Origin of the sequence: cyanobacterium endosymbiont of Epithemia turgida isolate EtSB Lake Yunoko, assembly GCF_000829235.1 — a bacterium.
In the GTDB taxonomy this organism is placed as follows: Bacteria; Cyanobacteriota; Cyanobacteriia; order Cyanobacteriales; family Microcystaceae; genus Rippkaea.
Genome location: NZ_AP012549.1, coordinates 2,692,998 through 2,719,363 on the forward strand (window position 1 = coordinate 2,692,998; position 26,366 = coordinate 2,719,363).

General features: G+C 33.2%; 18 protein-coding genes. 9 read left to right on the forward strand and 9 right to left on the reverse strand.

The window, feature by feature from the left end; all coding sequences use genetic code 11:
- The first annotated feature begins 116 nt into the window (after positions 1 to 116).
- The 3 genes from ntcA to ETSB_RS08415 are packed head-to-tail and all read left to right on the forward strand — an operon-like array spanning position 117 to position 2,736.
- Positions 117 to 794 carry a global nitrogen regulator NtcA gene (gene ntcA / locus ETSB_RS08405; RefSeq protein ID WP_044107417.1) on the forward strand — a complete coding sequence of 226 codons (678 nt, stop codon included), beginning with the start codon at positions 117 to 119 and terminating at the stop codon, positions 792 to 794.
- A gap of 25 nt (positions 795 to 819) precedes the next feature.
- A complete protein-coding gene (locus ETSB_RS08410; protein WP_044107418.1) occupies positions 820 to 2,280 on the forward strand; it encodes a DUF3084 domain-containing protein in 1,461 nt (486 codons plus the stop codon).
- A gap of 54 nt (positions 2,281 to 2,334) precedes the next feature.
- Positions 2,335 to 2,736: a pre-16S rRNA-processing nuclease YqgF gene (locus ETSB_RS08415; RefSeq protein WP_044107421.1), complete on the forward strand. Its 402-nt coding sequence runs from the start codon at positions 2,335 to 2,337 to the stop codon at positions 2,734 to 2,736.
- 1,039 nt (positions 2,737 to 3,775) lie between these two features.
- Here the strand turns inward: ETSB_RS08415 and ETSB_RS08420 are convergent.
- On the reverse strand, positions 3,776 to 5,548 hold the full coding sequence (locus ETSB_RS08420) for an ABC transporter substrate-binding protein (protein ID WP_408643838.1): 1,773 nt from the start codon (positions 5,546 to 5,548) through the stop codon (positions 3,776 to 3,778).
- Between the two features lie 21 nt (positions 5,549 to 5,569).
- Positions 5,570 to 6,829 carry a bifunctional folylpolyglutamate synthase/dihydrofolate synthase gene (locus ETSB_RS08425; protein WP_044107701.1) on the reverse strand — a complete coding sequence of 420 codons (1,260 nt, stop codon included), beginning with the start codon at positions 6,827 to 6,829 and terminating at the stop codon, positions 5,570 to 5,572.
- Between the two features lie 881 nt (positions 6,830 to 7,710).
- Between ETSB_RS08425 and ETSB_RS08430 the strand changes: the two genes are divergently transcribed.
- Positions 7,711 to 8,892: an aldo/keto reductase gene (locus tag ETSB_RS08430; RefSeq protein WP_044107702.1), complete on the forward strand. Its 1,182-nt coding sequence runs from the start codon at positions 7,711 to 7,713 to the stop codon at positions 8,890 to 8,892.
- Between the two features lie 48 nt (positions 8,893 to 8,940).
- Positions 8,941 to 9,858 carry a spermine/spermidine synthase domain-containing protein gene (locus tag ETSB_RS08435; RefSeq protein WP_044107424.1) on the forward strand — a complete coding sequence of 306 codons (918 nt, stop codon included), beginning with the start codon at positions 8,941 to 8,943 and terminating at the stop codon, positions 9,856 to 9,858.
- Positions 9,859 to 11,040: 1,182 nt separating this feature from the next.
- Here ETSB_RS08435 and ETSB_RS08440 read toward each other — a convergent pair.
- Both ETSB_RS08440 and glyA read right to left on the reverse strand, forming a co-directional pair.
- Positions 11,041 to 12,120: a glycosyltransferase family 4 protein gene (locus ETSB_RS08440; RefSeq protein ID WP_044107703.1), complete on the reverse strand. Its 1,080-nt coding sequence runs from the start codon at positions 12,118 to 12,120 to the stop codon at positions 11,041 to 11,043.
- 100 nt (positions 12,121 to 12,220) lie between these two features.
- Positions 12,221 to 13,504 carry a serine hydroxymethyltransferase gene (gene glyA / locus ETSB_RS08445; RefSeq protein ID WP_044107425.1) on the reverse strand — a complete coding sequence of 428 codons (1,284 nt, stop codon included), beginning with the start codon at positions 13,502 to 13,504 and terminating at the stop codon, positions 12,221 to 12,223.
- A gap of 288 nt (positions 13,505 to 13,792) precedes the next feature.
- Here glyA and ETSB_RS08450 point away from each other — a divergent pair, with 288 nt between their 5' ends.
- The gene (locus ETSB_RS08450; RefSeq protein ID WP_044107429.1) at positions 13,793 to 14,005 is read left to right on the forward strand and encodes a hypothetical protein; all 213 of its coding nucleotides are present in this window, start codon (positions 13,793 to 13,795) and stop codon (positions 14,003 to 14,005) included.
- On the opposite strand, the gene ETSB_RS08455 is transcribed toward ETSB_RS08450, so the two are convergent.
- Together ETSB_RS08455 and ETSB_RS10085 are read right to left on the reverse strand one after the other, a co-directional pair.
- Positions 14,006 to 14,503, reverse strand: coding sequence for an HNH endonuclease (locus tag ETSB_RS08455; RefSeq protein ID WP_044107431.1), 498 nt, complete (start codon positions 14,501 to 14,503; stop codon positions 14,006 to 14,008).
- A 1,819-nt stretch (positions 14,504 to 16,322) separates the two neighbouring features.
- Positions 16,323 to 16,490, reverse strand: coding sequence for a hypothetical protein (locus tag ETSB_RS10085; RefSeq protein ID WP_171816444.1), 168 nt, complete (start codon positions 16,488 to 16,490; stop codon positions 16,323 to 16,325).
- Positions 16,491 to 16,689: 199 nt separating this feature from the next.
- Between ETSB_RS10085 and ETSB_RS10555 the strand changes: the two genes are divergently transcribed.
- Complete coding sequence (locus ETSB_RS10555; protein WP_269763994.1) at positions 16,690 to 16,824, forward strand: hypothetical protein; 135 nt, start codon at positions 16,690 to 16,692, stop codon at positions 16,822 to 16,824.
- Positions 16,825 to 18,056: 1,232 nt separating this feature from the next.
- Positions 18,057 to 18,821: a serine O-acetyltransferase gene (gene cysE / locus ETSB_RS08460; RefSeq protein ID WP_044107433.1), complete on the forward strand. Its 765-nt coding sequence runs from the start codon at positions 18,057 to 18,059 to the stop codon at positions 18,819 to 18,821.
- A gap of 1,776 nt (positions 18,822 to 20,597) precedes the next feature.
- On the opposite strand, the gene ETSB_RS08465 is transcribed toward cysE, so the two are convergent.
- A complete protein-coding gene (locus tag ETSB_RS08465; RefSeq protein WP_044107434.1) occupies positions 20,598 to 21,215 on the reverse strand; it encodes a Maf family protein in 618 nt (205 codons plus the stop codon).
- A gap of 2,163 nt (positions 21,216 to 23,378) precedes the next feature.
- Positions 23,379 to 24,422, reverse strand: a complete 1,044-nt coding sequence (locus ETSB_RS08470) for an amidohydrolase family protein (RefSeq protein WP_044107435.1) — start codon at positions 24,420 to 24,422, stop codon at positions 23,379 to 23,381.
- A 309-nt stretch (positions 24,423 to 24,731) separates the two neighbouring features.
- On the opposite strand from ETSB_RS08470, the gene thiL reads away from it, so the two are divergent.
- On the forward strand, positions 24,732 to 25,730 hold the full coding sequence (gene thiL, locus ETSB_RS08475) for a thiamine-phosphate kinase (protein WP_044107436.1): 999 nt from the start codon (positions 24,732 to 24,734) through the stop codon (positions 25,728 to 25,730).
- A gap of 138 nt (positions 25,731 to 25,868) precedes the next feature.
- Here the strand turns inward: thiL and ETSB_RS08940 are convergent, their stop codons facing one another.
- Positions 25,869 to 26,087: an Hsp33 family molecular chaperone HslO gene (locus ETSB_RS08940; RefSeq protein WP_052470651.1), complete on the reverse strand. Its 219-nt coding sequence runs from the start codon at positions 26,085 to 26,087 to the stop codon at positions 25,869 to 25,871.
- Positions 26,088 to 26,366: the final 279 nt, after the last annotated feature.

The following is a 26,366-nucleotide window of genomic DNA, read 5'->3' on the forward strand; positions in this document are numbered from 1 at the left end:
GCAAAACGTAGCAAAAACCTCTGAAGATAGATTAAAGTATTGTGTCTATACTGAAGTTAACAATCACCTATCTGTTTAATAGAGTCTATACTTACCGCCCTTAATATCAAAGTGTGATGGAAGCATCCTTGTCTCAAGATAAACCTCTAGCAACCGTTTTTCGCCGTATTGGTGGCAGTGCATATCCCCCTTTCGTTGAAGCTTTTGAACGGGGTAAAACAATTTTTTTTCCAGGTGATCCAGCCGAAAGAGTCTACTTTTTATTGAAAGGAGCAGTCAAACTTTCCCGTGTTTATGAAGCTGGGGAAGAAATTACTGTAGCTTTGTTACGCGAGAATAGTGTATTTGGGGTTTTGTCCCTAATTACAGGGCAACGCTCAGATCGCTTTTATCATGCAGTTGCCTTTACTCGTGTAGAATTATTATCTGCTCCAATCGAGCAAGTGGAGCAAGCTCTCAAAAGAGAGCCTGAGCTATCTATTTTGATGCTTCAAGGGTTATCTTCACGGATTTTACAAACAGAAATGATGATCGAAACCTTGGCACACCGTGATATGGGTTCACGTCTTGTCAGTTTTTTGTTGATTTTATGTAGGGATTTTGGAATTCCTACTTCTGAGGGAATTCGTATTGATTTAAAGTTATCCCATCAGGCGATCGCTGAAGCTATTGGTTCAACCCGTGTTACTGTTACTCGTCTTTTGGGAGATTTACGTCAAGAAGAGATGATTTCTATCTATAAGAAAAAAATTACTGTTCATAACCCTGTCGCCCTCAGTCAACAATTTACCTAACCCATTCAATCATCCTTGATCACCAATGACCAGTGCTTATATCTTAATTGCAGCGATTCTCATCCTCGGAGGCTTAATCGCTGCCTTGGGCGATCGCTTAGGCACTAAAGTAGGTAAAGCTCGACTCCGTTTATGGAATCTCCGTCCGAAGGATACGGCTATTGTCGTAACAGTATTAACCGGAACCCTTATTGCCGGCTCTACTCTAGGTATTTTATTTACTTTTAGTAAGTCATTGCGTGAAGGGCTATTTCGTCTCGATGAAATCCTCGAACAGTTACGAACTGCTCAGTCCGATTTGCAAAAAGTTTCTCGAGAGAAACAAGACGTAGCTCAAGAATTGCAAACTGCTCAAGAATTACAAAATCTTGCCCAACGACGTCTTAAGTCCATCAACGAGAATTTCGAAGATGCTAAAGCTCAACTGAAATCGGTTTCCGATCAAGCGACAAAATTAAAAAAAGATATTCAAACCCTTCTTAAGGAGCGCAAAGAACTTTTAGAGAGTAAAACTAGGCTTGATAAACAAATTACCCAACTTCATGAACAAGTTCGCGCTAGAGATGAAGAACTCAAAAAAGGTCAAGAAAAAATTGCAGTTCAAAATAGGATTCTTCAACAAAGACAAACTCATTTGCAAGAACTTGAAACTCGTTTACAATCTCTTGAAAACCAGCAAAATCAATTACAAACTGAAATAGAACAACGAGATAGTAGAATTGCCGAACTTGACAAAGCGATTAATCAAAAAGATTTTGCCTTAAAAAATAGAGAATCCCAACTAAATAAGTTAGAATCTCATCTTAAAACAGCAGTTCAAGTTTTAGAGCAATACTATCAAATATATCAAGAATTACGGGAACGCCAAATTGCTATTGTTCGAGGCCAAGTGTTAGCTCTAGGAGCCGTTCGAATTGTCTCTCCCAATGCAGTTCTTCAAGTGGTGGATGAACTTCTCAGACGTGCTAATGAATCAGCTATTGAGGCAGTTGGCAGTAATGATGTCAAACCATCAGAACGGGTGGTAAAAATCACTAAAGCTCAAGTACAACAATTAACTCAACAACTCAAAGAAGATCAAAATTTTGTGGTAAGAATTATTTCGGCTGGCAATTATGTCGAAGGAGAAAAAGAGGTGAGAGTTTTTGCTGATATTGTAGTTAATCAAAAGATTTTTAGTCAAGAAGAAACGATTGCTAGGGTTTCTATTGATACCTCGGATATTACTGAAGAAAATATTCAACAACGTATTGATATCCTATTAGCAGCAACCCAATTTCGTGCTCGTCGTGCTGGCGTAGTAGGTAATATTCAGGTTGAAGATGGACGGTTAAAAACTATTGTTAATTTCATTGAAGAAATCAGTACTAGGGAGGAAGGACTAGATGAAATTAAAGCGATTGCGGCTGAAGAAACCTATACTATTGGACCTCTTAAAATTCGCTTAATTGGAACTAAAGACGGTGAGATTCTTTTAGGTACTTGAATAGTTAATGGTTAATGGTTACTATTTGATAGTTAATATTTGAAGAAACCTAAGATGATTATTGGATTTGACCCTGGACGAGATAAATGTGGTATTGCAGTAAGGGATGATCAAGGACAATTCCCTTATCATCAAGTAGTTAATTCCGAAGATGTGATCACTACTTTACAATCTCTTTGCAAACAGTTCCCAATTACCTTATTGGTGATGGGTAATCAAACAACATCTAAACAGTGGAAAAAAAAATTAGAAAGTGAACTTTCTTTTGCTGTTTTTATTCAAATGGTCGATGAACGTAATAGTAGTTTAGAAGCTCGTGATCGCTATTGGGAAATGTATCCACTTCAAGGGCTCACTCGGGTAATTCCTCTCGGCATGAGGTTTCCTTCCCGTCCTATTGATGATATTGTGGCTATTGTGTTGATTGAAAGATATTTGAAGAAATATAACCAATAAAAATTGAACTATTAAAAATTTTTTAAAACTATAATACTGTAGGGTAAATAAACACACTAATTATCTTTAGTAGTCATATACGGTAAAATACTTACTCTCTCTACAAAACAGTAATAATCGTAACTATTTTTATAGTTAGTCTCTAATTTTTAGATTAATTAATCCTAGGTTTAGTTGTCAATAAATCTTCTTAATAAGAGGTAAATATTATATAGATAATGCATAGAAAATATCAGTTATCTAATCGGCAAAATCAAGGATATGGCATCTACTCTATAAAATATCTTCGAGGGTAAATTTTTGAAATAGTGCGCTCGCTATAGCAACAAACTATCTATAATTATAGCCAGAAAATTTTTAAATAAATAATTAACTGGGAAAAGAAAATATTTAAAATCTAAAGCATAATAATTTAAAATAAAGAAAAGGTAGAGAAAATTATTAATTAATAGACTAGATTAATTTTTAAATAATTTTTAAAATACCCTAAAAACTAAAATTAAGATCAATCTATATTTAGATTATTATCCTTATCAATTAACTAAATTTTATCTATCTATTTTAGGAAATTATCTTATTAAATCACGAGATAATGACAGTCGACTCCGCGACAGCATCAAAGTCATTATGAAGGAATTGCTTTAGTGCGTCAGTCAATTGTATTATGCCTATATCCGACAAATGTCACCTAGCTATCGGCATAAGATGCTGAACACAATCAATTATCTAAAGGCAGTGGACTAAACGGTCGACTTCAGCATATTTGTATCCCAGATCGCAGAGGTCGGGATTATTTTCGATTGTGACAAGTAGGTCTTATTTTATGGACATTAAAACTTAACTTTTGGTATATAACTATCTATTTTATTTTGTTGCTCAAAGTTCTATATAGCTTAATCAACTTAAGTCCGATTGAGTTTGGATAAATTGGCTAAAATAATAGTTATAAAGAACCCTTATCCTTGAATGACTTTCACCCAAAATACATCAATACTATATTTTTTAATATAGAGTGTTATAACTTTAGATTATAACTTTCTCATTCGCTAATTTCTTTAACTGAGATATTTTCAATATTCCAAAATGCTCCTCCTAATGGGGAATATTCAATTCCTTCAAAGCGATTTCTAACAGCTTCTAATGAATAAGGGTTAACTAAATAGATAAATGGAACATATTGCGAGACTAATTTCTGTGCTTTGCTATAGATTTCTTTACGGGTTTCTCGCTCTAATGTTTGTGCCCCTGCCAAATATAATTGTTCAATTTCTTTTTCCCAGTCTGCAACAACCCGTCCAGTAATAAGTTTTTGTCCTACCTGAGGTTTTTGATTAAACATATGTAAGTTGCCATCAGTATACCAAATATTAGGGGCGTGAGGTTCATTCCCACCAGTAAATCCAATGATATGAGCCTCCCAATCCAAGGAATTACTTAACTTATCAATCAATACATTAAACGCTAAAGGACTAAAATTAACTTTCATCCCCAGTTTTTTTAAATCCTCTTTAACTTGCGCTCCTATTGCTTCTCGAATTTTATTTCCTGCATTGGTAATTAAACTAAACTGAACTCGATTTCCTTTTTTATCAAAAAGTTCCTCTTTTTCATTCAAACAAAAGCCTTCTTGTTGAAGCAATTCTTTGGCTTTATCAAGATTAAAATCATAGCCTTTAATAGATTTGTCATAATAAGGAGATTGGACAGAAATTTGAGTATTTTGAGATGCACCTAACCCACGATAAATATTATTAATTATACGGGGACGATCAATAGCATAAGCAATTGCTCTTCTGAAATTTAAATTGTTAAACCACTCTGATTTGATGGGGTTGATTAAAGGTTTACCTTCTCTTTTTCCTTTATTTAGATTAAATGAAATAAATGTAGTTCCGTAAGCAGAACCTCCATTATAAATGGTAAAGTTACCTCGATTTTCTTCCCGTTTTAATAAGGGGAAATATTCGGGAGCGATCCCAATAGAATCTAAACTTCCTGAGCGAAATTGCAATAAAGATGTGTCGGTGGATTCTACAATTGCAAAAACGACTTTATCAATCTTAGGAAGTTGATTTCCTTGTTTATCTTTTTTCCAATAAAAAGGATTTCTTTCAAAGATAACTCGTTGACTTGTTATATAGTTTTTTAGTTTATAAGGTCCATTCACAATAATTTTTTCAGGAAGTGTATCAGTTCCCCAAGTTGAGAGGAAAGCTAGATTACCATCACTTCCTCTCTGAGTTAATGTTTTTTGTAGAATATGAGCTGGCAAAATTGGAATACTTGCATTATCTAAAAAAGGTGCAAATGGTTCATTTATTTTAAATTCAATACGCCGGTTATCAAGTTTTCTAATCTTAGGAAATGTTCCTTCCAATCCTATCCGAAAACTATCTCGATAATTATTAGGTATTTCTTTATTAAGATATAAGTCATTATAAGTAAAAACTACATCATCAGCTGTTAGTGGTTCACCATCTGACCATTTCAAACCTTCTCTTAAGGTAAAAATAATTCGTAATTTATCATCGGAAATATTCCAAACCTCTGCTAAAGCAGGTTCTTTAATCCCAGTTATAGGATTTTCTGAAATTAGTCCTTCATAAGTATATTGAAATATGCTTGGAGAAGAACTATTAAGCACAGCATTAAAAGTTTTAGGATCACTAATCCAAGCAAAAACTGCTTGATTAGTATTGTCTGTTGTGATACAACTCGTTAGAGGTAAAAAACATAAAAAAGTGAGAATAAAGGTTAGACCTCGTTTATACATAAAGGTAGCTAAGTTTTGCAATCCCATAAAGTTATTCATCTGACCATTTTCCCCTACTTATTATTCTATCTTGTCAACATGACTCATAGCTGAAGTTATCTTTAAAAAATAACCAATTAAATAAAGAGAACCACAAAGAATAATCGTATGCTCAAAATCATCAACAGCTCTGTCTAACGCCTTAAAAACATCAGAAAATATTTGAATATCGCTTAACTGAGAACAAATTTTATTTGCCAACAAGGCTAAGTCTTCTGGATTTGCCGTTTGATGATCAGGGACAGGAACTAAATATAAATTATCCTGTGGTCGCAATAAAGCTTCGAAAATTCTATCATGATCTTTTGTAGATAAAATTCCCATTACCCAAGTAATCGGTTTATTTAATGTATTTACATAATCTCGTAGAGCAGTGGCTGCTGCTCCATTATGTGCTCCATCAATTAAAATAGAAACATCACGCCATTTTGTCCAATGTAACCTTCCCAGCCACTGAGTATTTTTTATTCCTTTTTGAATAGTAGCTAATGGTATTTTCCATCCTTTTTTTTGTAAAATTTTTAAGGCTGCGATTGCTAAAGCAGAATTCATTAATTGAACTTTTCCTAATAGAGGTAAGTAATAGCTAGTATCTTGATATTGACCCCAATTTTTTTTGATGGCTATGGCAGGTTTTACCCAGAGTGAAGGACAATTTAACGCTTTGATACGAGCTCTAATGACCATTTCTGCTTCTAACGGAAGTTGTCCAATAACGGCAGGACATTTAGGTTTTAAAATACCTCCTTTCTCATAAGCAATATCAGCCAGTGTTGGACCTAGTATTTGCCAATGTTCTCGACTAATAGATGTAATAACTGTAACTAAGGGATTGTTCCAAACATTAGTTGCATCTAACCGCCCTCCTAATCCTACTTCAATAACAGCAATTTCTACTCTTTTTTGAGCAAAATAAACCAATGCTGTTGCGGTCAGTGCTTCAAATAAACTAGGCCTATTTTCATAGGAATGACTAAGGCTTTTAATCTTAATAATAATTCTTTCAAAGTCTGTTTCAGAAATAGGTTGATTATTGATACAAATTCTTTCTGTAGGGTCAACTAAATGAGGCGAAGTATAACGTCCAACCCGATAACCAGCTTCAGTTAATGTAGAAGAAAGATAAGCACAAACAGACCCTTTTCCATTAGTTCCCCCAACATGGATAATAGGAAGACAATGGTGAGGATTATCTAAGGATTCTAATAGGGCTTGAATTCGTTCTAACCCTAGAGTCACTTCCATAAATCTAAAAGATTGTAGTAAAGAATTAATAGTCACTGAATTTAAGCATCCATCATAGTGAGTAGACAATAATTAGGTCAACACTCTTTTATATCTTTAAATGGTATCAGAATAATGTCTAAACCTCTAGTTCTCTGGCTATTAGCTTTAGCCTTTTTTATTTGTTAAAATCGAAGTGAATTTTAGTTTTGTTGCTTAAATTAACTTCAATTAGTATTAAGAGGCGGATAATCAATTAAACAGTTATTTTTAGGGGATTACAAAAATCTATTAACTATAGACAATATAAATATATTTATAGTAAAAAATTTACAGATATTATCAATTTTTGGAAGATAGATATTGATATTTGAGCCAAAAATGTGAAAAATTTAGGGGTTTTAAAACATAACCTTAGTGAGTAAAAAAACAGAAGATGGTCCGTCATACAAAGTAAGAGACAGCTTTTGAAAGAAGTTTTCTATATAAGACACAACAGTAATTAAACCAGTCTTTCTCCGGTCAATTTATTGAACCTATAGGGTAATATTTTAAAATTAACTTCTTTTGAAAAAAAACTCTGTATCTACTTTTTTATTTTTATTACTTGAAGTTCAATAACTTTAGCATTTATGATCTCAAGAAAAAACTCAGATTTATTATTAGGATGGGCAGGGAAATCGTACAATACAATTCGTTAATCCTTAACTGACAGATTAATTTAATTGTGTTAAATAATGCGGTTTTACGGCTTTTTTAGCCTAAATGTGACAACAGCACAACAAAAAGAAGTTAAAAGTATAGTATCCCTTTGTAAGGATTATGTAAATCTAGTTGATATGATGGCTTTGAAAGCTGTTCGCTACCAACCTAGTATACTGAGTCTAGAAGAGCTAATATTGTTTACAATAAATCATAGATGCATTACCCCAAAAATCATGAAGTACAGACGATTTGGACGGACTGAGTTGGAAATACCTATCTTTTCTTGTGGTGGAATGCGCTATCAATATAAATGGCAAGATTTTCCTTTGAAAGATATTCCTGATGATAATCAACAAAACTTAGAAAAAACTATTTATCGTTCTTTGGAAGTAGGAATAAATCACATAGAAACAGCGCGATCTTACGGTACATCTGAAGTACAATTAGGAAAAATTTTACCTAAATTACCTAGAGATAAATTAATTATTCAAACAAAAGTTATTCCAGAAGGAGGAGTGAAAGAATTTAGTAATAAGTTCAAGCAAGGACTCTCACTACTAAACTTAGACTATGTTGATTTATTAGGAATTCATGGAATTAATACTTTAGAAATACTCGAATCTTGTATACGCTCAGGAGGCTATCTAGAGGAGGCCAGAAAATTACAAAAACAGGGAAAAATAAGATTTATTGGTTTTTCAACTCATGGCTCTACAGATGTTATTATGAAAACGATTAATACTGATAATTTTGACTATGTTAATTTACATTGGTATTATATTAATCAAAATAATTGGCCAGCCATAAAAGCTGCGAGAGAACGTGATATGGGGGTGTTTATTATTAGTCCTTCTGATAAAGGTGGTAAACTCTATGATCCTCCACAAAAGTTAGTGGAACTCTGTCAACCTTTAAGTCCTATTGTCTTTAATGATTTATTCTGTCTATCCTGTCCTCAAATCCATACATTAAGTTTAGGAGCCTCTTGTCCAAAGGATTTTGATGAACATTTAAAGACATTATCTTATTTAGGTAATCCTAACGAAATATTAACCCCAGTTATTCAAAAGTTAGAGCAAGAATGTATTAAAGTTTTGGGAGAAAGTTGGTATAGAACCTGGCATATTGGCTTGCCAAGTCAAGACCATACACCAGGAAATATTAATATCCCAGTAATTTTATGGCTGAGAAATTTAGCCCTTGCCTATGATATGATTGACTATGGAGTTATGCGATATAATTTGTTGGGAAATGGAGGACACTGGTTTCCAGGTAAGAATGCTGAAAGAGTCAAAGAATTTGATTTAAAACCTTGTTTAGTCAATAGTCCTCATCAAAACGAAATTCCTGAATTGCTAGTAGAAACTCATCAATTGTTAGGGGGAAAATTAGTACAACGTCTGTCTCAGGTGTAAACAATTTATAGTATTATTACACTTCGCTTTAACTAGTTAATAAATATGATGAATGCTCAAGAGCATCAACCGGTTCTATGGATGAACGAATATGTTACCCCTTGGGATCTTTATATTCATGGAATTAATCAGATTTTAGCTCATACAATTACTCCTTACCACGAGATGTATATTGTAGAAACAGGGGCTTATGGTAAAGCCCTTATTCTAGATGGTAGATGGCAGTCTTGTAGCATAGATGAATTTATATACCACGAAGCCTTAGTTCACCCAGCTATGATATCTTATAAGCACCCGAGGAACGTACTTATTTTAGGGGGAAGTGAAGGGGCAACATTGCGGGAAGTTTTGCGATGGAAAAATGTCAAAAAAGTATGGATGATTAATCCTGACGGAGAAGTAGTGGAAGCCTGTCGTCAAAACCTTGTAGAAATGCACCAAAATGCTTTTGACGATCCTCGTGTCGAGTTAACTATCGCTGATCCCCTACTAATATTGGAAATTACTTCTAAACAATGGGATATTATTATTTTTGACCTAATAGAACCTATCAATAAAAAAGTATCTTGTCCCTTATTTACCCAAGACTATTTTAAGAAATTAAAGCAGGTTTTAAGTCCTGGGGGATTTATGATAGTCCAAGCTGGGTCTATTGCTCCAGCAGAATTAGATATACATGTTTTTTTAATTAATACCTTGCGAACAGTATTCCCCTGGGTCAATTCTATTTCTAATTGTATCCCTACTAATGGTTCTTTTTGGGGATTTGCTCTTTGTTCAGAACATCCTGTCAATACAAAGCCTGATCCTACAATAGTGGACCGACTATTAGCTGAAAAAACAACAGGGGGTTTACGTTTTATCGATGGAAAAACTTTATTAGGAATTTTTCAAACACCTACCTATGTTCGTCATGCGATCAAGACTCAAACTCGGATTTATGATAATTTTAGGAAAGTTACTTAAGACTACTAAGTTTATCTAGAAAATTATGTCTAGATTTTAGTCTAGCTTGTAACAAAAAGAAGTACTTGAAAATTTTAATGATATATCTTTGGGTAGAAGATGTAAAGAAAAAATACAGTAATTAAAAACGGTTAATATCTACTGAGTTAAATATTATTAATTGTATTTTTTTATAGCAATTTATAGTATTATGATTAATAATCAAACAATAAGAAGAATACAAAACTACCTCGGATTAAGTATTAACAAATTAGTAGCTAATAACTATTAGAATTTTTATTCTAAATGTATTTTTTGACTTTTAAAAATACATTTAGAATAAAAATTAAGTTTGTGAGAATATAGGGAGTCTTACAAAGCAATACTTTTAACCTTTATGTATTATTGCGTTGTTACAGCTAGTCCAGAAAAGTTACTCTTGTTAGCTTTAGCCTTATTCTGGGGAACAATTAAACCTTATCACCTAAATTATTAATCTTTTATTTAAATTTTAACGATAAATTTACAAAATTCGACTTTTATTGGTCATTAAAGTTGTGTGATATTTTAGCCATAACTTAGTATTTCTTTTATTAGAAATATTAGCTATTTAAAATCATGGTCAACGATAGTAGATGTAGTTTATAAAAATAGTGTTAAATTTAGTGGGCAAATATATTACGAATTCCGTGGGAAAGTAGTTAAGATTATTAATCTTATTTTAATTGTAATTTATTCTTCTATTAGTCTATTAAAAAATACATTATTCATACTTATTTTTAGTAAGAATGTAGAGATTATCCTAAGTTAGTATTTTTTATCTACAAAGTAGATAAAAAATTTAAATATAATATTTTTTATCAAAAAATATCCTGATTAAAAAAGATATACCAGGAGAACCATTGCATCGAGATTTTAATATATTTATCAGCAATAAGTTAATTATTCGTAACATGAGAATGAGTAATTTTTTAACAGAAATTATATGAGTATAATTTTCACTTTTATATAAAAAGATTTTTTTATTGATACTAGAAGAGAATCTGAACTAATCTATTAATTAGATAGTCTCCCAGTTTTGAATGACTAGTTACATCGCAATTTTAATCAGACAGCTTTCTTAGTTTATAGAATCTTAAAGTCATTGTTTTCACCTTTTCGAAGACCAGGTTTTCATACTCCTTAACTCGCTCACTATCTTATTTATTCTCGTACTTTACGACTCTTACGCCAAGCCTGCCAGCCCACATATACCAACAAAAAGGTTGACCCCGTTGCAAAACCCCAACCACTAGGAATATTAGAAAATCCCAAGGCTAAACTTCCCACCCATAAGGTCAATGTATAGATAAACAATACCGTCAAACGATGAGAAATTCCCGCATTAATCAAACGATGATGTAAATGACGTTTATCCGCACTAAAAGGAGATTTTCCCTGGCTTAAACGTGAAATAATAACCGCTGACATATCCACAATAGGGACAGCTAATACCAGGAAAGGTAATAAAACTGCCGTTACTGCCACCGTCGTCACGGCTGCTATTTTTACCAACCCAATCACCCCTACTCCAGCAAGGGTAAATCCCATAAAATAAGCTCCACCATCCCCCATAAAAATTTGAGCGGGGTTAAAATTATAACGAAGAAATCCTAACGCCCCTCCAGCTAAGGCTGCTGCAATTAAAGCAGCAGCTGGTTGAGCCATAAATAGAGTTAACACTAACATCACCACTGCAGAAATTCCGCATCCTCCAGCTGCTAAACCGTCTAATCCGTCAATCCAATTAATTGCATTGGCCATCCCCACTAACCAAATGACCGTTAGCAAAAGACTTAACCCATCGCTAATCTGAATTAAACCGCCAAAGGGAATAGAGAAGAAATCAATACGAACTCCTACTCCCCAAGCAGCACTGGCGACAACTGTTTGGATGATCAAACGGGCTAGAGGACTTAAATTAAATAAGTCGTCAGCTAATCCAATCAGGAAAAAGCATACCCCTCCTAAGATCACTCCCCAGATTTCCCATTCTTTATTGGGAGGTAGCCAGCCAAACCCCCCTAACCCCCAAACTACCAGCAACGCAGTAATAGTTCCAATGAAAATAGAAACTCCCCCTAAACGCACCATGGGACGTTCGTGCATCTTTCGCTCATTGGGTTTATCCACATAACCCGTTTTTAAACCGATGTGATTGATGAGGGGAGTCATCCACCAAACGACAATCATAGCAATCAGGAAAGCAACAATATGGAATAATTCTGCTGGTGGGATGGGCATGAGTTTAGCTAACGCGCCGGGAGTCACATCTGAAAAAGTTTACCCTACGTTACTCTATTTTCGTTAGGGGTGTAAATGACGTTAGGAATCGAAAGAGAAGTTAAGCTACAATGGAGACGGGCATAGTTAGATGGGGATATAATGGAAAGTGCTCGCACAGAGATTTAACCCGATATAAAGAGGTTTGTTTAACCTGTTCATCTCCTTGAGAAAGAAGATAATCAGCGATAATGTTGCCAATCTCTTTAAATTCTTCTTCCTTCATTCCCCGCGTTGTTAATGCAGGAGCTCCTAATCGTAATCCACTAGTGACAAAGGGCGATTGAGGATCAAAAGGAATAGTATTTTTGTTAGCAGTAATGTTAATCTCACTAACTAAACGATCAGCTTCCTTCCCGGTCATTCCTACAGAGCGTAAATCCACTAATATTAAATGGTTATCTGTGCCGTTAGACACTAATTTAAACCCCCGTGTCATCAATTGATTTCCCAAGGTTTTGGCATTAGCAATAACTTGTCCTGAATAGGTTTTAAATTCAGGTTTAAGGGCTTCCCCAAAAGAGACACCCTTAGCAGCAATTACGTGTTCCAATGGACCCCCTTGAATTCCTGGAAAGACTGCTTTGTCAAATCTTTTTCCTAGGTCAACATCACGGGTTAATATCAATCCTCCCCTAGGACCTCTGAGGGTTTTATGAGTGGTAGTCGTGACAACATCGCAATAAGGAATAGGGTTAGGATGATGTCCACTGGCCACTAATCCGGCAATGTGGGCGATATCAGCCATTAAGTAGGCTCCCACTTCATCTGCGATCACTCGAAACTTCTCAAAATCAATAATTCGAGGGTAGGCAGAATAGCCACATATAATCATTTTTGGATGGTTTTTAAGGGCTAATTCCCTAATTTGGTCATAATCAAGCTGTTCTGTATCCTGGTTAACTCCATAGTGGCATGTCTCAAACCATTTCCCAGAAACGTTAACAGGAGAACCATGGGTTAAATGTCCTCCGTGAGATAAATCCATCCCCATAATAGTATCTCCAGGCTTGAGAAGAGCTAAAAAGACGGCGAAATTAGCTTGTGCTCCCGAATGAGGTTGAACATTAGCATGGGCTGCTCCAAATAACTTTTTAGCCCGATCAATGGCTAGCTGCTCTGCGCGATCCACAAATTCGCAGCCACCATAGTATCGTTTTTTTGGTAGCCCTTCTGCATATTTATTGGTCAATACGGAACCTTGGACTGCTAAAACGGCTGGAGAAGTAAAATTTTCACTCGCAATTAACTCCAGATGTTCCCGTTGACGTTGGAGTTCTAAGTGAATAATTTCAGCCATCATTGAATCACTTTGGGCTAAAAAATCTAAGTTAGTATTAGTCACTTTTGCTTAATCCTTTTGAAATTGGAAAATAATATCCCAGAATCATCCATTATAGTAAATTTAAATTTGGCGGCAAACTAAGGCAGCAAAATTTTAAAATACCTAGAAAAATTATGAAGATAGAGAATTTATAGCTATCCAAACGGCTAACACTCTTATTTACAGTTATCTAGAAATTCGTGAAAAAATAGTTAAGCTATATGGCGATCTAAGAAATTGAGGTTAAGATTCACAATTTAATCTACTACAATATACTCAATATAATTGAGGAGTGATGGGGTTTTTTATATGTTGGTTATCCTAACTCAGGAAAGTGTTTTATCAGCTCAAACAGTATGTCAAGACTGCCTACTAGCGAATCATCAGGGATTACCTCGCTGGAAACAGGGAACACTCAGTTGTGGCTCTTCTGTTCATAAAAATTTTGAAAGTCATCAACCGAAACGTTATCAATGTCAGATGGGCTTTCAGCTTGCCGAGGTGGAAGAAATTTTAAGATGATTAAATTCCAATCACATACTTGCGCCATTCGTGATTGAGATTTTCTCTAGTATACTTAACGAGTTCAAAATGTAAACTGCTATAAGGACGACGGGGAGTGCAGTGCAGGATCATGTTTGCTTCTCTTGGGGTGCGGTTTCCTTTTTTGACATTACAACGAACACAAGCAGCAACTAGATTTTCCCAAGTCTCTCTTCCACCTCGTGAACGGGGAATAATATGATCGAGGGTTAATTGTTCTCCCCGATAGTTGCAATATTGACAGGTATGGCGATCGCGTTCAAGAATGTTGCGTCGAGTTAAGGGAATCTCTTTGTAGGGAATTCGGATATATTGGCGCAGTCGTATGACTGAAGGTATAGGAAAGTTACTATAAATTAGCCGTTCATTATGTTCTAATTGCTCAGCTTTCCCCTTGATTAACAAGACAACTGCTCTTCGCCAACTAGTAATATTGAGCGGTTCGTAGGATGCATTCAACACTAGAACCTTGCCCATGGGCTATCTAGGAATATCAGGTTAATTTACTCCGGATGCTAACATAAAGAGTGTCCCGCAGTAAACTACTTACCCTTTTTATTTTTGTAGGAATAAAAAAACTGAAAGGTAAAAATATTACATAGCTGATGAATCACAGCACGGATAAAAAGTTACGAGTTTTCTATCTCAAGTTAACTTTTTGCCCAACCTATCCGGCAAAATCCGACCGCAGATAAACTTAACATTTCTGGGTTTATACATCTCCAAGATTGGTTAAAACTTCAGCATTATAAATGACCTGAATTACTCCTATAAATTTTTTCTGGAAAATTCCTTGACGATCAATTAAATAGGAATGACTTTAAGAAAATACCCTCAAAAACGACTGACATTTTTTACCGACTTCGCCTATTGTATTTGCGGATTAAGGAAATCCTCAAACTTTTTAATTAAGGAATCGAGCATAAAAATTGACACCATCTATACTAAATTTCAACATATAAATTTTTTACGCTAATTTTCTATAAATTTTGCCAAAATAAATATTTTTATAAATATAATTGGCAGTACTCTCTTTAGAGTAGAAATACAAGACCTCTACTATCCTCGAACGTCTAAAAAAATTACCTTCTCATCCTCGCTATTGGTGTATGAACTAAAATTAGAAGCAGATTGTTCAGGAGTAAGTTGAGGTTCACCTAAACCTCAAGCCCAAAATTGACAAAGACTCCAACTCATAATGATTAAACTAACGGTGGTAAATCAGGTAGATTAAAGAATGACTAAATATAATTTTAGTTACTATTGCAACAATAATTTAGATTAACTTATAGTTAATCAATGCTAATACATTCAGATCTGGTTAAACTCTATTTTTGTTCTTTAACTCCAATTACAAGCGATTTTTCGGGTATACAACTAAAAAAATTTTATTCTTCCTCTACTATGTATCTAGGTCACTAGAACTCCTATAACAGTCTAAACTTTTTCAAATACCTCTCGTCATACTCCCTCACTTCATCAATAGTTAACTACCTCAAGCTGTACAGGCTCCCTTTACTTTTAAAGAACTCATGCCTCTTCGTTAGCAAGGTAAGTAACATCGCTTTTTAAAGCCGTACTTTTTATAGGATAAATAGGTTTTTAGAAAATTCACTCAATTATCTTGATGTCAATAAACTACCCATCATTATTGAGATAACGTTCAATGGTTTGAAAGAATCTTCCCCCGGTGAGCATAGTCCAGAAGTTATATGCCAAAACCTAGGTCATATAAAGCTAGCGGATAATAATATTTAATATTGTCCTACTCAAAGAAAATATACTCATCGGCTAATGTATTTCATTCAAGCCCTATCATGAACAGAACTTACTCCTTTGCACAAAAATAACTCGTTGTAATGACCCGTACCACAGGGCAAAGATAATAGCCTATTCCTTAATATAAAAGGTATTATCGAGCAATCCTCTAAAAGAATAATGTTCTACTAATTTCTGCTAACCTACTAGCTTAGCCATCTTAAGATGTCTGGACTAAACTATCGTATTTTTTTTAGTAGTTGGTATCATGTTTGCTGATTTCAGTAAATGTTTATATCTTTTAATTATGTATGAAGATAAGTGTTTTATAAACTTTTAAAGAAAGTATTCAGTTATCTAGCAAAGTATTCAAGTTTAAGTATGATTTATTTGCGTTGATAAAACACCGTTCAAAGTAGTTTAAATCTAAAATAGTTGAAGGTAAAAAGTATGAACACTAATCTAAGTATTAATACTTTATGGGAATCAAGTTCCTAAACTCAAGCAGATATTATCCTCAGAAAAGAATTCGAGATAATCAGATATCAAAAAAGATTGATATTGGATAGTATGAAGCGTAAGTTGTCGAAATAAATGCCACATTAGTTACTTTAATCCCCTGTAGCACTAGTCCAACTTCATCTCCTATCACCTCCTGTACTAAGGTTTTCTGAGCAACTAGACTATCAAAATTGCTTATGTGCATAATACTTATGTTGATAGCTCATAAAACTGAAATTAAGTATTTTTCCTGGAGAATTATTAAAACGGCTGCATCTCAAAGTGAATAGTAGGGATAATCAATACCATCTTCAGAAAAAGATAGTATCAGAGTTAGTACAATAACTTGTGAAGGGTTTTTGCCAAAACATTGCCAATAGTCGCATCAAAAAAGTCATCGTTTAATGCGACTATCTTTTTTTAAATCTTCTGGTCCCGCAGGGAAGTTTTGCCGCACCGCAGTACATTGGAAGCAATCAACTGGAGGACAACCGCAAAGGAGTGACCCCATGGCAGGCAAAACTGCTTTAATACTTTAAAGTTGACCGACGCACTTGCTAAAGCTAAAATAGTATATTTTTTAAATAGCCAATGACATTGATAGAAAGTGAGCTGTTAGGTATTGAATTTCTCTATGATATGGAAATTTTGTGGATTCAAAACCCTCAATTCAGTTAAAATATTCTAAAAAAGAGCAATAAGTTCCGTCAATAGCAAAATTTTACTTAATTTAATAATAACAGAAGTAGTTGATTATAGCGTTAATATCACTCCTAGAATGTTCAGTTAAGACAATCGTAAAATAATAAGATTTAAATAAAACCTGAAGAGCGTAAAAACAACTATATCCCAGAAAAAACGGCAAATAACAACTAAAGGCTCTTGGCTATTTTTTGTATGGTGAACACCAAGGAAAATTTTGGGGTTTAGACTGCGATAGCGTAGGACAAAAGTATCTCGATTGTCAATTATGTTTGAGTTCTTCTGGAAGACTTTTAGGTAATGTTTAATTCATGTGTTAAATAAATTTCTTCCTATTCTCAATTTTGAAGATATCTCACAAAAATTGTTCGGCAACGTGAGAATAAACATGGAGATGTTGCTTTGACAGATGTCGAACTTGTAGAGTCAAGAAAAAAACTATAGAGTTTAAGGTCTTTATATAATTTGGCAGTGTTGGTAGACTATTCTAAATCCATGACTTTATATTGCAAAACACCAATTTTTAAGATAAGTTTCACGGCGGCTGAAGCTGGCAAAAGTTTCCTTTGGTCCTGAAAAAACCTAAGGATCGATAACCCTCCCTATCGATTTTAGAGATCAGGGGCAACAACTTTCGAAAAGATTTTATAGTGGTATGAATATATGAATAAAGAATAAGTTATAGATAGCCTTGAGAGGATGAAGTCTCCATGATGTAAAAAGAAAAAAATTAGCAGAGTTTGAAATTGCTTCTACATTCGTTACCATTCCTTATGGACTTCGTTGCTTCTTTATCGCAGCTCATCCTTATCCTCACTTTTAGCTTATACTACTTTTATTTTGGCTCCTTTAGGTGTATTTAGAATACAGCTCTGTTAAGGTAAACAATAGAATAACTTTAGATACTATTTATTCCCGACAAGTGAAAGTAAATTCAACAATCTATATGACTAAAAGTTGTGTACTTAGTAATCCCATTGTAACAACCTTAATCCCTTGATGATATAAATCTACAGAGGTAATGATAAAATAAAATGAGGATTTGTATTGTTACAATAGGAAACCATTGGTGCTATATTCTCTCATTGTTGACTTTCGCATCATCTTTGAGCGTGACCCCGCAGCCCGTAATTGGTTAGAGGTTCTTGTTTGTTATCCAGGTTTGCAAGCCTTAGTTTGTCATCGCTTTGCACATTCCTTATATTGCCTTGGCCTTCCCTTCATTCCCAGATTTATTTCCCATCTAGGTCGCTTTTTGACCGGAATTGAAATTCATCCAGGAGCGAAAATTGCCCAAGGAGTGTTTATTGATCATGGGATGGGAGTAGTGATTGGGGAAACCGCTGTTGTTGGGGATAATAGCTTGATTTATCAGGGAGTTACCTTAGGGGGAACCGGTAAAGTAACAGGCAAACGTCACCCCACTCTTGGTAAGAATGTAGTAGTTGGGGCGGGTGCTAAAATTCTCGGTAATTTAACAATTGGTAATAATGTCCGCATTGGTGCAGGATCAGTGGTGTTACGGGATGTTCCTTCCGATTGTACTGTGGTTGGAATTCCAGGGCGCATCATTTATCAATCAGGAGTTCGAGTTAATCCTTTAGCTCATAATAATCTTCCTGATTCAGAAGCTAAAGTAGTACGATTGCTGCTAGACCGTATTGAATCCTTAGAACGGGAAGTTCAAGAATTAAAGCAAGATTTTAAAAAAGATAAATCTAGAGATTGGGATTTGGTAACTACTGTAGTGGACTCATCTTCTTTTGTTCCTAGTCAAAGTTGTCATTTAAGTAACAAAGAGATTGAAGAGTTTCTCGACGATGTAGGACAATAATTGTTCTTAAAAAAATTAAAATTACTCTAGTAAACACAGAAATATGGCAAAGAATTTGAGGCATAAAAAATAGAAGTATTGTCAACAAATTTTAATTTTGTAAGTGGCGAACAGAATTGTAGTAAATTCAATTCTTTTTCATAAAAGTTTGTATAAAAACAGGTTTTTTATTTCAAAGCCTAGCAATTCATATGATTGTCATCCCATCTATCGTAATTTCTTTTGCAGAAGTTATCCGAGGAAACGGTTGTTGATTGCTTAAGTTTGTAAGTTTTGTATTTCTGCTTCTACTGAATTTAGAATAGTGAGCTGATAGGTAGGAATAGAAAACAGGGAATAAAAAACAGTTAAGAAAGAAAAATCAAAAAAAAGTAAGATATTAATTATTCCAAAGACTTAATAATTTGGAGTTTAGTAAAAAGGCATAAGTCTCTCCGAAAAGTGAGATTTACTCACTAAAATCTTTCCTAAAAAAATATACAGTTTTATTTAACAATTTAGGAGGAGAATCATCTCAATTTAAGCTAGAATAGCATAGAAATAATGGAAGATAATATAAGAAAAGAAAAAATACTTTTTAAACAAAAGTACAAGATTGAGTAAATGAAGAACAAAACTTATCTTTTTTTCTCCAAAGGTAGGACTATACTCGAACAAAGAAGTATAAATAATTCTTTCTTTATTGAAGGAGGAAAGTATAATTATCATTAATTTTATCGAAAAACTAACAAGTTAAAATTTGTTCTCCGTTTCCTACTCTGACTTTTCAAGTGTTATTATTACATAATTTGTTCAAGAGAACCGTATTTTCAATAAACTTGATTAGTAAAATAAAGATCTAAAATAAAAAATTATACCTAACAAAAAGAGCATTATAAGAAGTACAAAAATAATTAAATAAAATTGTATAATATACTTGGTATCAAAAATATAATAAAAATCATGAGATACTGGTATTTAATTTATGAGACAAATAATAAATTATATGAAATAAAAATTAAAGATTTAAATCCTGTTGATAATAAATTAATTATAGACACTGTAGTAGTATAAATTTAATTTTTAAAATTAAAGAAGAAATCTATTAATTGAATGCTAAACACGGGACTTTTGAAAGTGTAGTAAGCACACATTTTAATGAATCTAAATGTTCTTAAATTAGACTCATTAACATGTAAACTACAAAATGTGTTTATGTAAAAAAAGTGTATTTAGATATTAAGAGCACTATTATTGTATTAATAAATGTATTACAATACAGTCTAATTTGGAAGTAAATCATAGTCAGATAAAAGGTATTTTGGGTATATACGCGCGGGAATATATTTATCCACAGCATAACCCAGTTTTAAACTTATTTTTGTTTCCTAGATAAATGTAATTTTAAATAGTATAAAATTGTCTAATATTTTTTTTGATACATTTTTATGTTACCATCGATTTTATTCAGGGTTTCATAAAAAGACAATATTGTAAATATAACAAAATTAACAATAAAAAACATCTAAAGAAGAAGCATAAATAATTATTACAATTAAATTGTAATAAAAAAAATCTTGTCAAAAAAATGGTTGAACAAAGATATTCTAACAACTTTAAGATAAGAAAAGGTAAAAATCACTTCAAAGGTCATCAGTTTCGATTGAATAATTAATGTTGACTGAGTCTGTGGTAGTAATAATAAACTTTTTTTCTTTCCTCATTAGAGATTTGTCATGTATTGTATCCTACCAAAAGTATTATTTATATTTAGGAAAAATTTAATTTTTAGTGACTTTACGGATTACCCCAAAACTGTGTACATTGATACCCTAATTCTTCTAACATCTGTCTGAGCAAAGGAAGACTTAAACCAATGACATTACTGTGACACCCTTCGATTTTATCAATGAATAAACCCCCTTTTCCATCTAAGGCAAAACATCCAGCACACTCGAGCGGTTCTCCACTATCAACATAAGCTTCAATAGAAACATCATTTAAATTAGCAAAGTAAACCTGGGTGATACCGCAACGAATCAAAGTTTTTTGTTGTCTTTGATCAAAAATTGTATGACCAGTATACAATGTCCCTTGGTTTCCCCGTATTGTTCGCCAACAGATGATCGCTTCTTCAGACGAGTTAGGTTTTCCGTAAATTTCTCCCCGCACTACTAATAAAGAGTCACACCCTAAAATTAGGCAGTCTTGAAAATAAGGGGCAACAGTTTTAGCTTTATAGTGAGCTAAGGTTTGGACTAATTCTATAGGATCTTTGCATGTTATTTGGGATTCGTCAAACTCACTATGACGGACAATCGGATCAATCCCAACGGTTTGTAATAGTTTTCGACGTGCTGGAGATGCAGAAGCTAGGACAAAATGAGGAGGAGTTAGAAACGAAGATACAATCATTCTTTATAGTAAATAAGATACAAAATATTTTCTAAAAAATATTAAAGTTACCAATCGGTAGGAAATTTAATAAATATGTAAATTAGTTTCCTCTTGAAAAAGTTTTATTTGATTTAATTTTTATCTAATTTGCAATAATTTATTAGTTTTACCCTACCAACACAAAAAATTATACCTTAGAACAAGCCGATTATAACTAAAAACTAAAAATGTTTTTTTCTGTTCGATAGCTTATTGTTTTTTGTCACTATTGTTGTTACTTTCAGTATTGAGTTACTATTAAATTTTCATGATATATCTCGTTTATTCAATAATTTTAATTTAAAAATTAAGCTAATCAATATAAGAATAATTAGATGCCGTTTTATTTTTGTTTACTACATTTAAGCATTGTTGAACAATGGAGAGATTAAAAGTGAGAAAAATTCCTCGACTAATAGAAATAGTAGTAATACTATGACATTACTCCTCATTATGGAATTTAATTTTGTATTATGTAATACATTAGTTTTCTTCTGAGCTTTTCTCTCTTCAGCATTAATGCAATTAGTTTCTCGGTTGATATCAGAGATTTGATGAATTTGGGATAAAAATCGATAACAAACATTTGTGGAAGTTACTACATTTATTTGCCTTATTTAGCTCTTGTTTTCAACAAAAATGCTAATAATTATACCGAGGTTATTCATACGTTAAATAAAATTTAAAAACACTATATCTACTTTTTTATGGATGTTGTTTACGTTAATTTTAGCTAAGTTACTGAAATAGTTTGAAATTAATTTTATTTATTTTAGTACTATAATTTTATATACTTAATGTGGGTTAGGTTGCAAACTAAAATATAAATTTTATGGCAAAATATAATTATATATATTAAAATATATTATAAAAAAATATAAGATAATTTTCAATTGATTAATAAAAAATAGTTGATCAGGTTTTTGTTATAGATATTTATGCTCTTGAAAACCTATTTTATGATCTAGTATTCATCTAAAGTCACTATAAACAAAAATGTTTACAAGTATTGTTCTTGAATATTCAGTTGATATTAACTATTAGTTGGTCACTGTATTCTTTTTTAAAATTTTATCATAAATATAATCAGATCAGAAGTTTATTCTATTAAAATTGTTATTTTATAATTTGCCTTAGTAAAAATATTAAAACAATACCAGTAAGCATCTCCTGCTATTCGATTTTTACCACAATAAATCTTCACTTTTTTGGAGATTGTATCCTAAAAATTTGTGTTAATTATCTTTGCTTGTGTAGTTAAAATAATCGAACTAATTTGTATGTACAAACAATAATATTGTTTGAGCGATTGGTATCAACTAACTAAATCCCTTGCTCAGAAAACAAAAACAAAGATATAATGGTTTATCGAAGTTTATAATATAGTCATTGTAGACTATACATCGAAGATACGCAACAATATAATTTTGGGGTTACCCATGTGCAAGCTGATAATAGTGAGTTATTTTAAATTCATAATCTCGTTGATTAAACTGAGTTAAGCATCCGATACTATCAGTATAAATTAAGTAAAAATTTCAAGCCAGTTTATATAACTTAATTTATACGTAAAATACTATCTTTTTAAGGAAAAATAGTTTTTAATAAGCCCATGATTGAAAATCAAACTCTTTCTTTATATTTTTAATTTTTACATAACAGGTTTAGTAGAACTAAAATATCACAAGGTTTTAAATTTAGTTCAAACATTATTAAAATATCTATATCACTTTCATGATTCACCTTCTTATTAAGAAATAATATAAATATTCCGAATTGAGCTATTACCTTAATAATTTAATTATTAAAAAATAATTAGTAGCTATAACTTCTAATAGTTTTACTTTGCATGTGGATTATAACTCCCAAAAATTATTTTTTAAAAAAATAACCCTTCGCCAAAGTAAGAATTTAAGCTTTTGTTTATTATAATTTAGTTATAGCCAGTCTAGAAGAGTCAATTAAACTAAGTTTGAGTTAATTATATTGAGGTAAAATCTGACTATCTCCTACCTAATGGTTAGGTTATAGCAACTCGCATACTTATGATATATAAAGTTTTTTATTTTTTGTAAACGTCGAAACAAAGAACAAATCAAAGTTTACCTAATAAGTCTAAAAAATCCTTTAATTAATTAGAAATTAAACCAATAATAAATTTTTATTTTCCGAATTATCTGAGAGTAATCCAGTAAGTAAAGAAGCAGGAGGTTCTTTATGAGGCCAAGCAAACGCATGACGAAAAGCTGAATCTTGACAAGCTTGTAATTGGTTAAAATCAATAACATCTTGAGTCAATAGATTTTCGTATTCAAAGGGGAGACGGACATTATGTAATCCGGCATTATCTGTACAAATTGCAATATCAACTCCTGCTTCAAAACAACGATCAAAGATAATTTTTAATTCTTTTAAATTTTCTAGTGTTCCTGTCTTTAAATAAGTGGTAGGACATACTTCTAAACATTGTTTTGATTGAGCAATTTCTGATAATAATTCAGGATATTTTAAAGGTATTTGAATCCCGTGACCAATGCGCATTAGATAAGGGAGAAGTTCTCGATAACAACCATCTGGGGTTTCGTAAAGGTGTCCAGTAGTTTTTAACCCTAAAGAATGAGCATATTGATACAAACGAATAAACTCTCCTAATCTTTCTCCGTAATGAGAGTCTCCTCCTGCTATATCAACAGCGCAGACATAATCTTTTGTATTAGCTGCCAAATCAATAATTGCTTTATTAACTTCATAGGGTAAACGGGAATGCATACAAAGAATCTGGCTAATAATAATCGGATATTCTTTAACTTGAGTCGCTTTTCCAACAATTTCAACAATATTTCTCATGCTGTCAATACGTTTCGATTGGTTCAGATGGTCGGGGGTCCGTAAATAAGGGGTGTAGCGCAACTCCAGATAGGCTAAATTCTCAAAAATATAAGCCCCTCGAATCAATCGATAAATAAAATAGGGAAGGGTTTGTTCGGTTTGAACCTTTTCGACAAGAGTGTGTAACTCTAGATATTCATCGAGGGTATTACGTTTACGGGTGTAAAATTTTTCAAATTCTGGATATTCAGGAAATAGCCGTGCCATTTCTAAGTCATGGCGTTTAAAATATCGCCAGAGAATGCGAGGAACCACAGATCCTCCTAAATGACGATGTAAGTCCGCGTATAGAGCCACAAAAATCTCCTGATAGATTGAGTTAAGATTATTCTAGTGTGTCTAAAGCTAGATTAGGTTAATTTCTGCCAAATTATTCAGACAATTTAATTACAATGTTCCTAGTCCCTACAATTCAAGAAACAAAGATAAAAGCTTATCCCACATCAATTTTCAATATTAGACATTATTATTAATAATAAAACCAATAATTTAATTAATAATGGTAAATCATTTATTTTTTACCTGGTATATAATTATTAACAAATGACTATTATTCTAGCTCAAACAATTTATAGTATAGATACTATAAATTGTTTGAGGGAAAAAATGAAATCCAACCAATCTGTCAACGATATTGGTGAACAGGGGTTATTAAAAAAACTTCAGCCCTTTTGTTCTAAAAATATTATCGGGGATGATGGAGCGGTTTTATCGGTCAACTCTCAAGAACAATTAGTAGTAACTACTGACGTTTTAGTAGATGGGGTTCATTTTAGTGATCAGACTACTCCTCCTGAAACCGTAGGATGGCGTGCTGCGGCGGCTAATTTATCTGATTTAGCCGCAATGGGAGCCACTCCCATTGGCATTACGGTAGGATTATCTTTACCAGGGGAGTTGAGGGTAACTTGGGTAGAAAAGCTTTATCAAGGATTAACCGATTGTTTGCAACGGTATAAAACCCCCATTGTTGGTGGCGATATCTGTCGTTCCCGGGTCGCTACCATAAGTATCACGGCTTTTGGAACTGTTGTGCCTCACCGTGTTATTCGTCGTTCTTCAGCTCAACCTGGAGATGCTATCCTGATGACAGGAACTCATGGGAAATCTTATAAAGGATTACAATTATTGCTCAATCCAGAATTAGGCAAAAATCTCTCCCAATCTGAACTAAACGCCTTAATCGAAGCCCACCAACGCCCCAGTCCTCGCTTAGATGTCCTTCCACTGCTTTGGGAAATAATGGAAACAACATCGGTGGCCGGAATAGACACTAGTGATGGGTTAGCTGATGGAGTTCTGCAAATCTGTTGTATGAGTGGAGTGGGAGCAAGACTAGATCGCTCGCAAGTTGCGTCTCCTCCAAATTCATTACTATGGATGTCACCAGAAGAAGCTTTATATTGGACTTTGTATGGGGGAGAAGATTTCGAATTAGTTCTTTGTCTACCCTTAGAATTGGCCGAAAAATTAGTGAATCGGTTAGGAAATGGGGCTGCTATTATTGGAACAATTACAGAAGAAATAAACGTGATTTTAGTTGATAATCAAGAACGACATCCTCCCCAACAATTAACTCTATCTAAAGGTTTTCAGCACTTTTAATTGTTGTAAATTCTCTAGTTTAAGTTGAGATAAAAGACTAATAGTGATATTTTCCACCAGTACAAAAAAATTGAAGAACGAACATAAGAAAAATAAATTAGTGATAAATAAATAAGCAATTTTTCTTGGAGTTATCTATTACCTATTTTCTATAGAGACTAAAACAAGTCCATTTTTGAACGCTGAAGGGATTTGTTCCGAAGTCACCAAATAGTGAACGACATCATTTCCCGCATCATTAAACACCAGTTCTAGGATGGTTACATAGAGATAACTGCATACTACATAAAAAGCCCCGTTTTGACCAATAGCTCTCCCAACATCAAGTTGACTGATAACATTGGGGGGCAATTCCATATGAAAATAGTTGAAGTTTAAAAGTTTACATGACCTTATAAAGTCCTATATAACCGCAAATATACCCCAAAAACTTCGTATATCGCTTTTAATACGAAAATTGACACGATAATCTTGCCATTTCACACTTAAGGCAAGTAATAACCACCATGTCATTCCCGGTCCTAAAGCTACTGTTACGCTCTAAGAGAGGTTGTATCGTATTCTTGCTTCTTCGGTTAATAGAGTCGAGATTATGCCAACAGCTCTAATTACATCTTCTACTGCGGTAACCCTGAT

Bases quoted from the DNA above. Each gene is read 5' to 3' on its own strand.
- ntcA (WP_044107417.1), top strand. From the start codon at position 117: ATGGAAGCATCCTTGTCTCAAGATAAACCTCTAGCAACCGTTTTTCGC.
- ETSB_RS08410 (WP_044107418.1), top strand. From the start codon at position 820: ATGACCAGTGCTTATATCTTAATTGCAGCGATTCTCATCCTCGGAGGC.
- ETSB_RS08415 (WP_044107421.1), top strand. From the start codon at position 2,335: ATGATTATTGGATTTGACCCTGGACGAGATAAATGTGGTATTGCAGTA.
- ETSB_RS08420 (WP_408643838.1), bottom strand. From the start codon at position 5,548: ATGAATAACTTTATGGGATTGCAAAACTTAGCTACCTTTATGTATAAA.
- ETSB_RS08430 (WP_044107702.1), top strand. From the start codon at position 7,711: ATGAAGTACAGACGATTTGGACGGACTGAGTTGGAAATACCTATCTTT.
- ETSB_RS08435 (WP_044107424.1), top strand. From the start codon at position 8,941: ATGAATGCTCAAGAGCATCAACCGGTTCTATGGATGAACGAATATGTT.
- ETSB_RS08440 (WP_044107703.1), bottom strand. From the start codon at position 12,120: ATGCCCATCCCACCAGCAGAATTATTCCATATTGTTGCTTTCCTGATT.
- ETSB_RS08450 (WP_044107429.1), top strand. From the start codon at position 13,793: ATGTTGGTTATCCTAACTCAGGAAAGTGTTTTATCAGCTCAAACAGTA.
- ETSB_RS08455 (WP_044107431.1), bottom strand. From the start codon at position 14,503: ATGGGCAAGGTTCTAGTGTTGAATGCATCCTACGAACCGCTCAATATT.
- ETSB_RS10085 (WP_171816444.1), bottom strand. From the start codon at position 16,490: ATGCACATAAGCAATTTTGATAGTCTAGTTGCTCAGAAAACCTTAGTA.
- ETSB_RS10555 (WP_269763994.1), top strand. From the start codon at position 16,690: ATGCGACTATCTTTTTTTAAATCTTCTGGTCCCGCAGGGAAGTTTTGC.
- ETSB_RS08465 (WP_044107434.1), bottom strand. From the start codon at position 21,215: ATGATTGTATCTTCGTTTCTAACTCCTCCTCATTTTGTCCTAGCTTCT.
- thiL (WP_044107436.1), top strand. From the start codon at position 24,732: ATGAAATCCAACCAATCTGTCAACGATATTGGTGAACAGGGGTTATTA.
- ETSB_RS08940 (WP_052470651.1), bottom strand. From the start codon at position 26,087: ATGGAATTGCCCCCCAATGTTATCAGTCAACTTGATGTTGGGAGAGCT.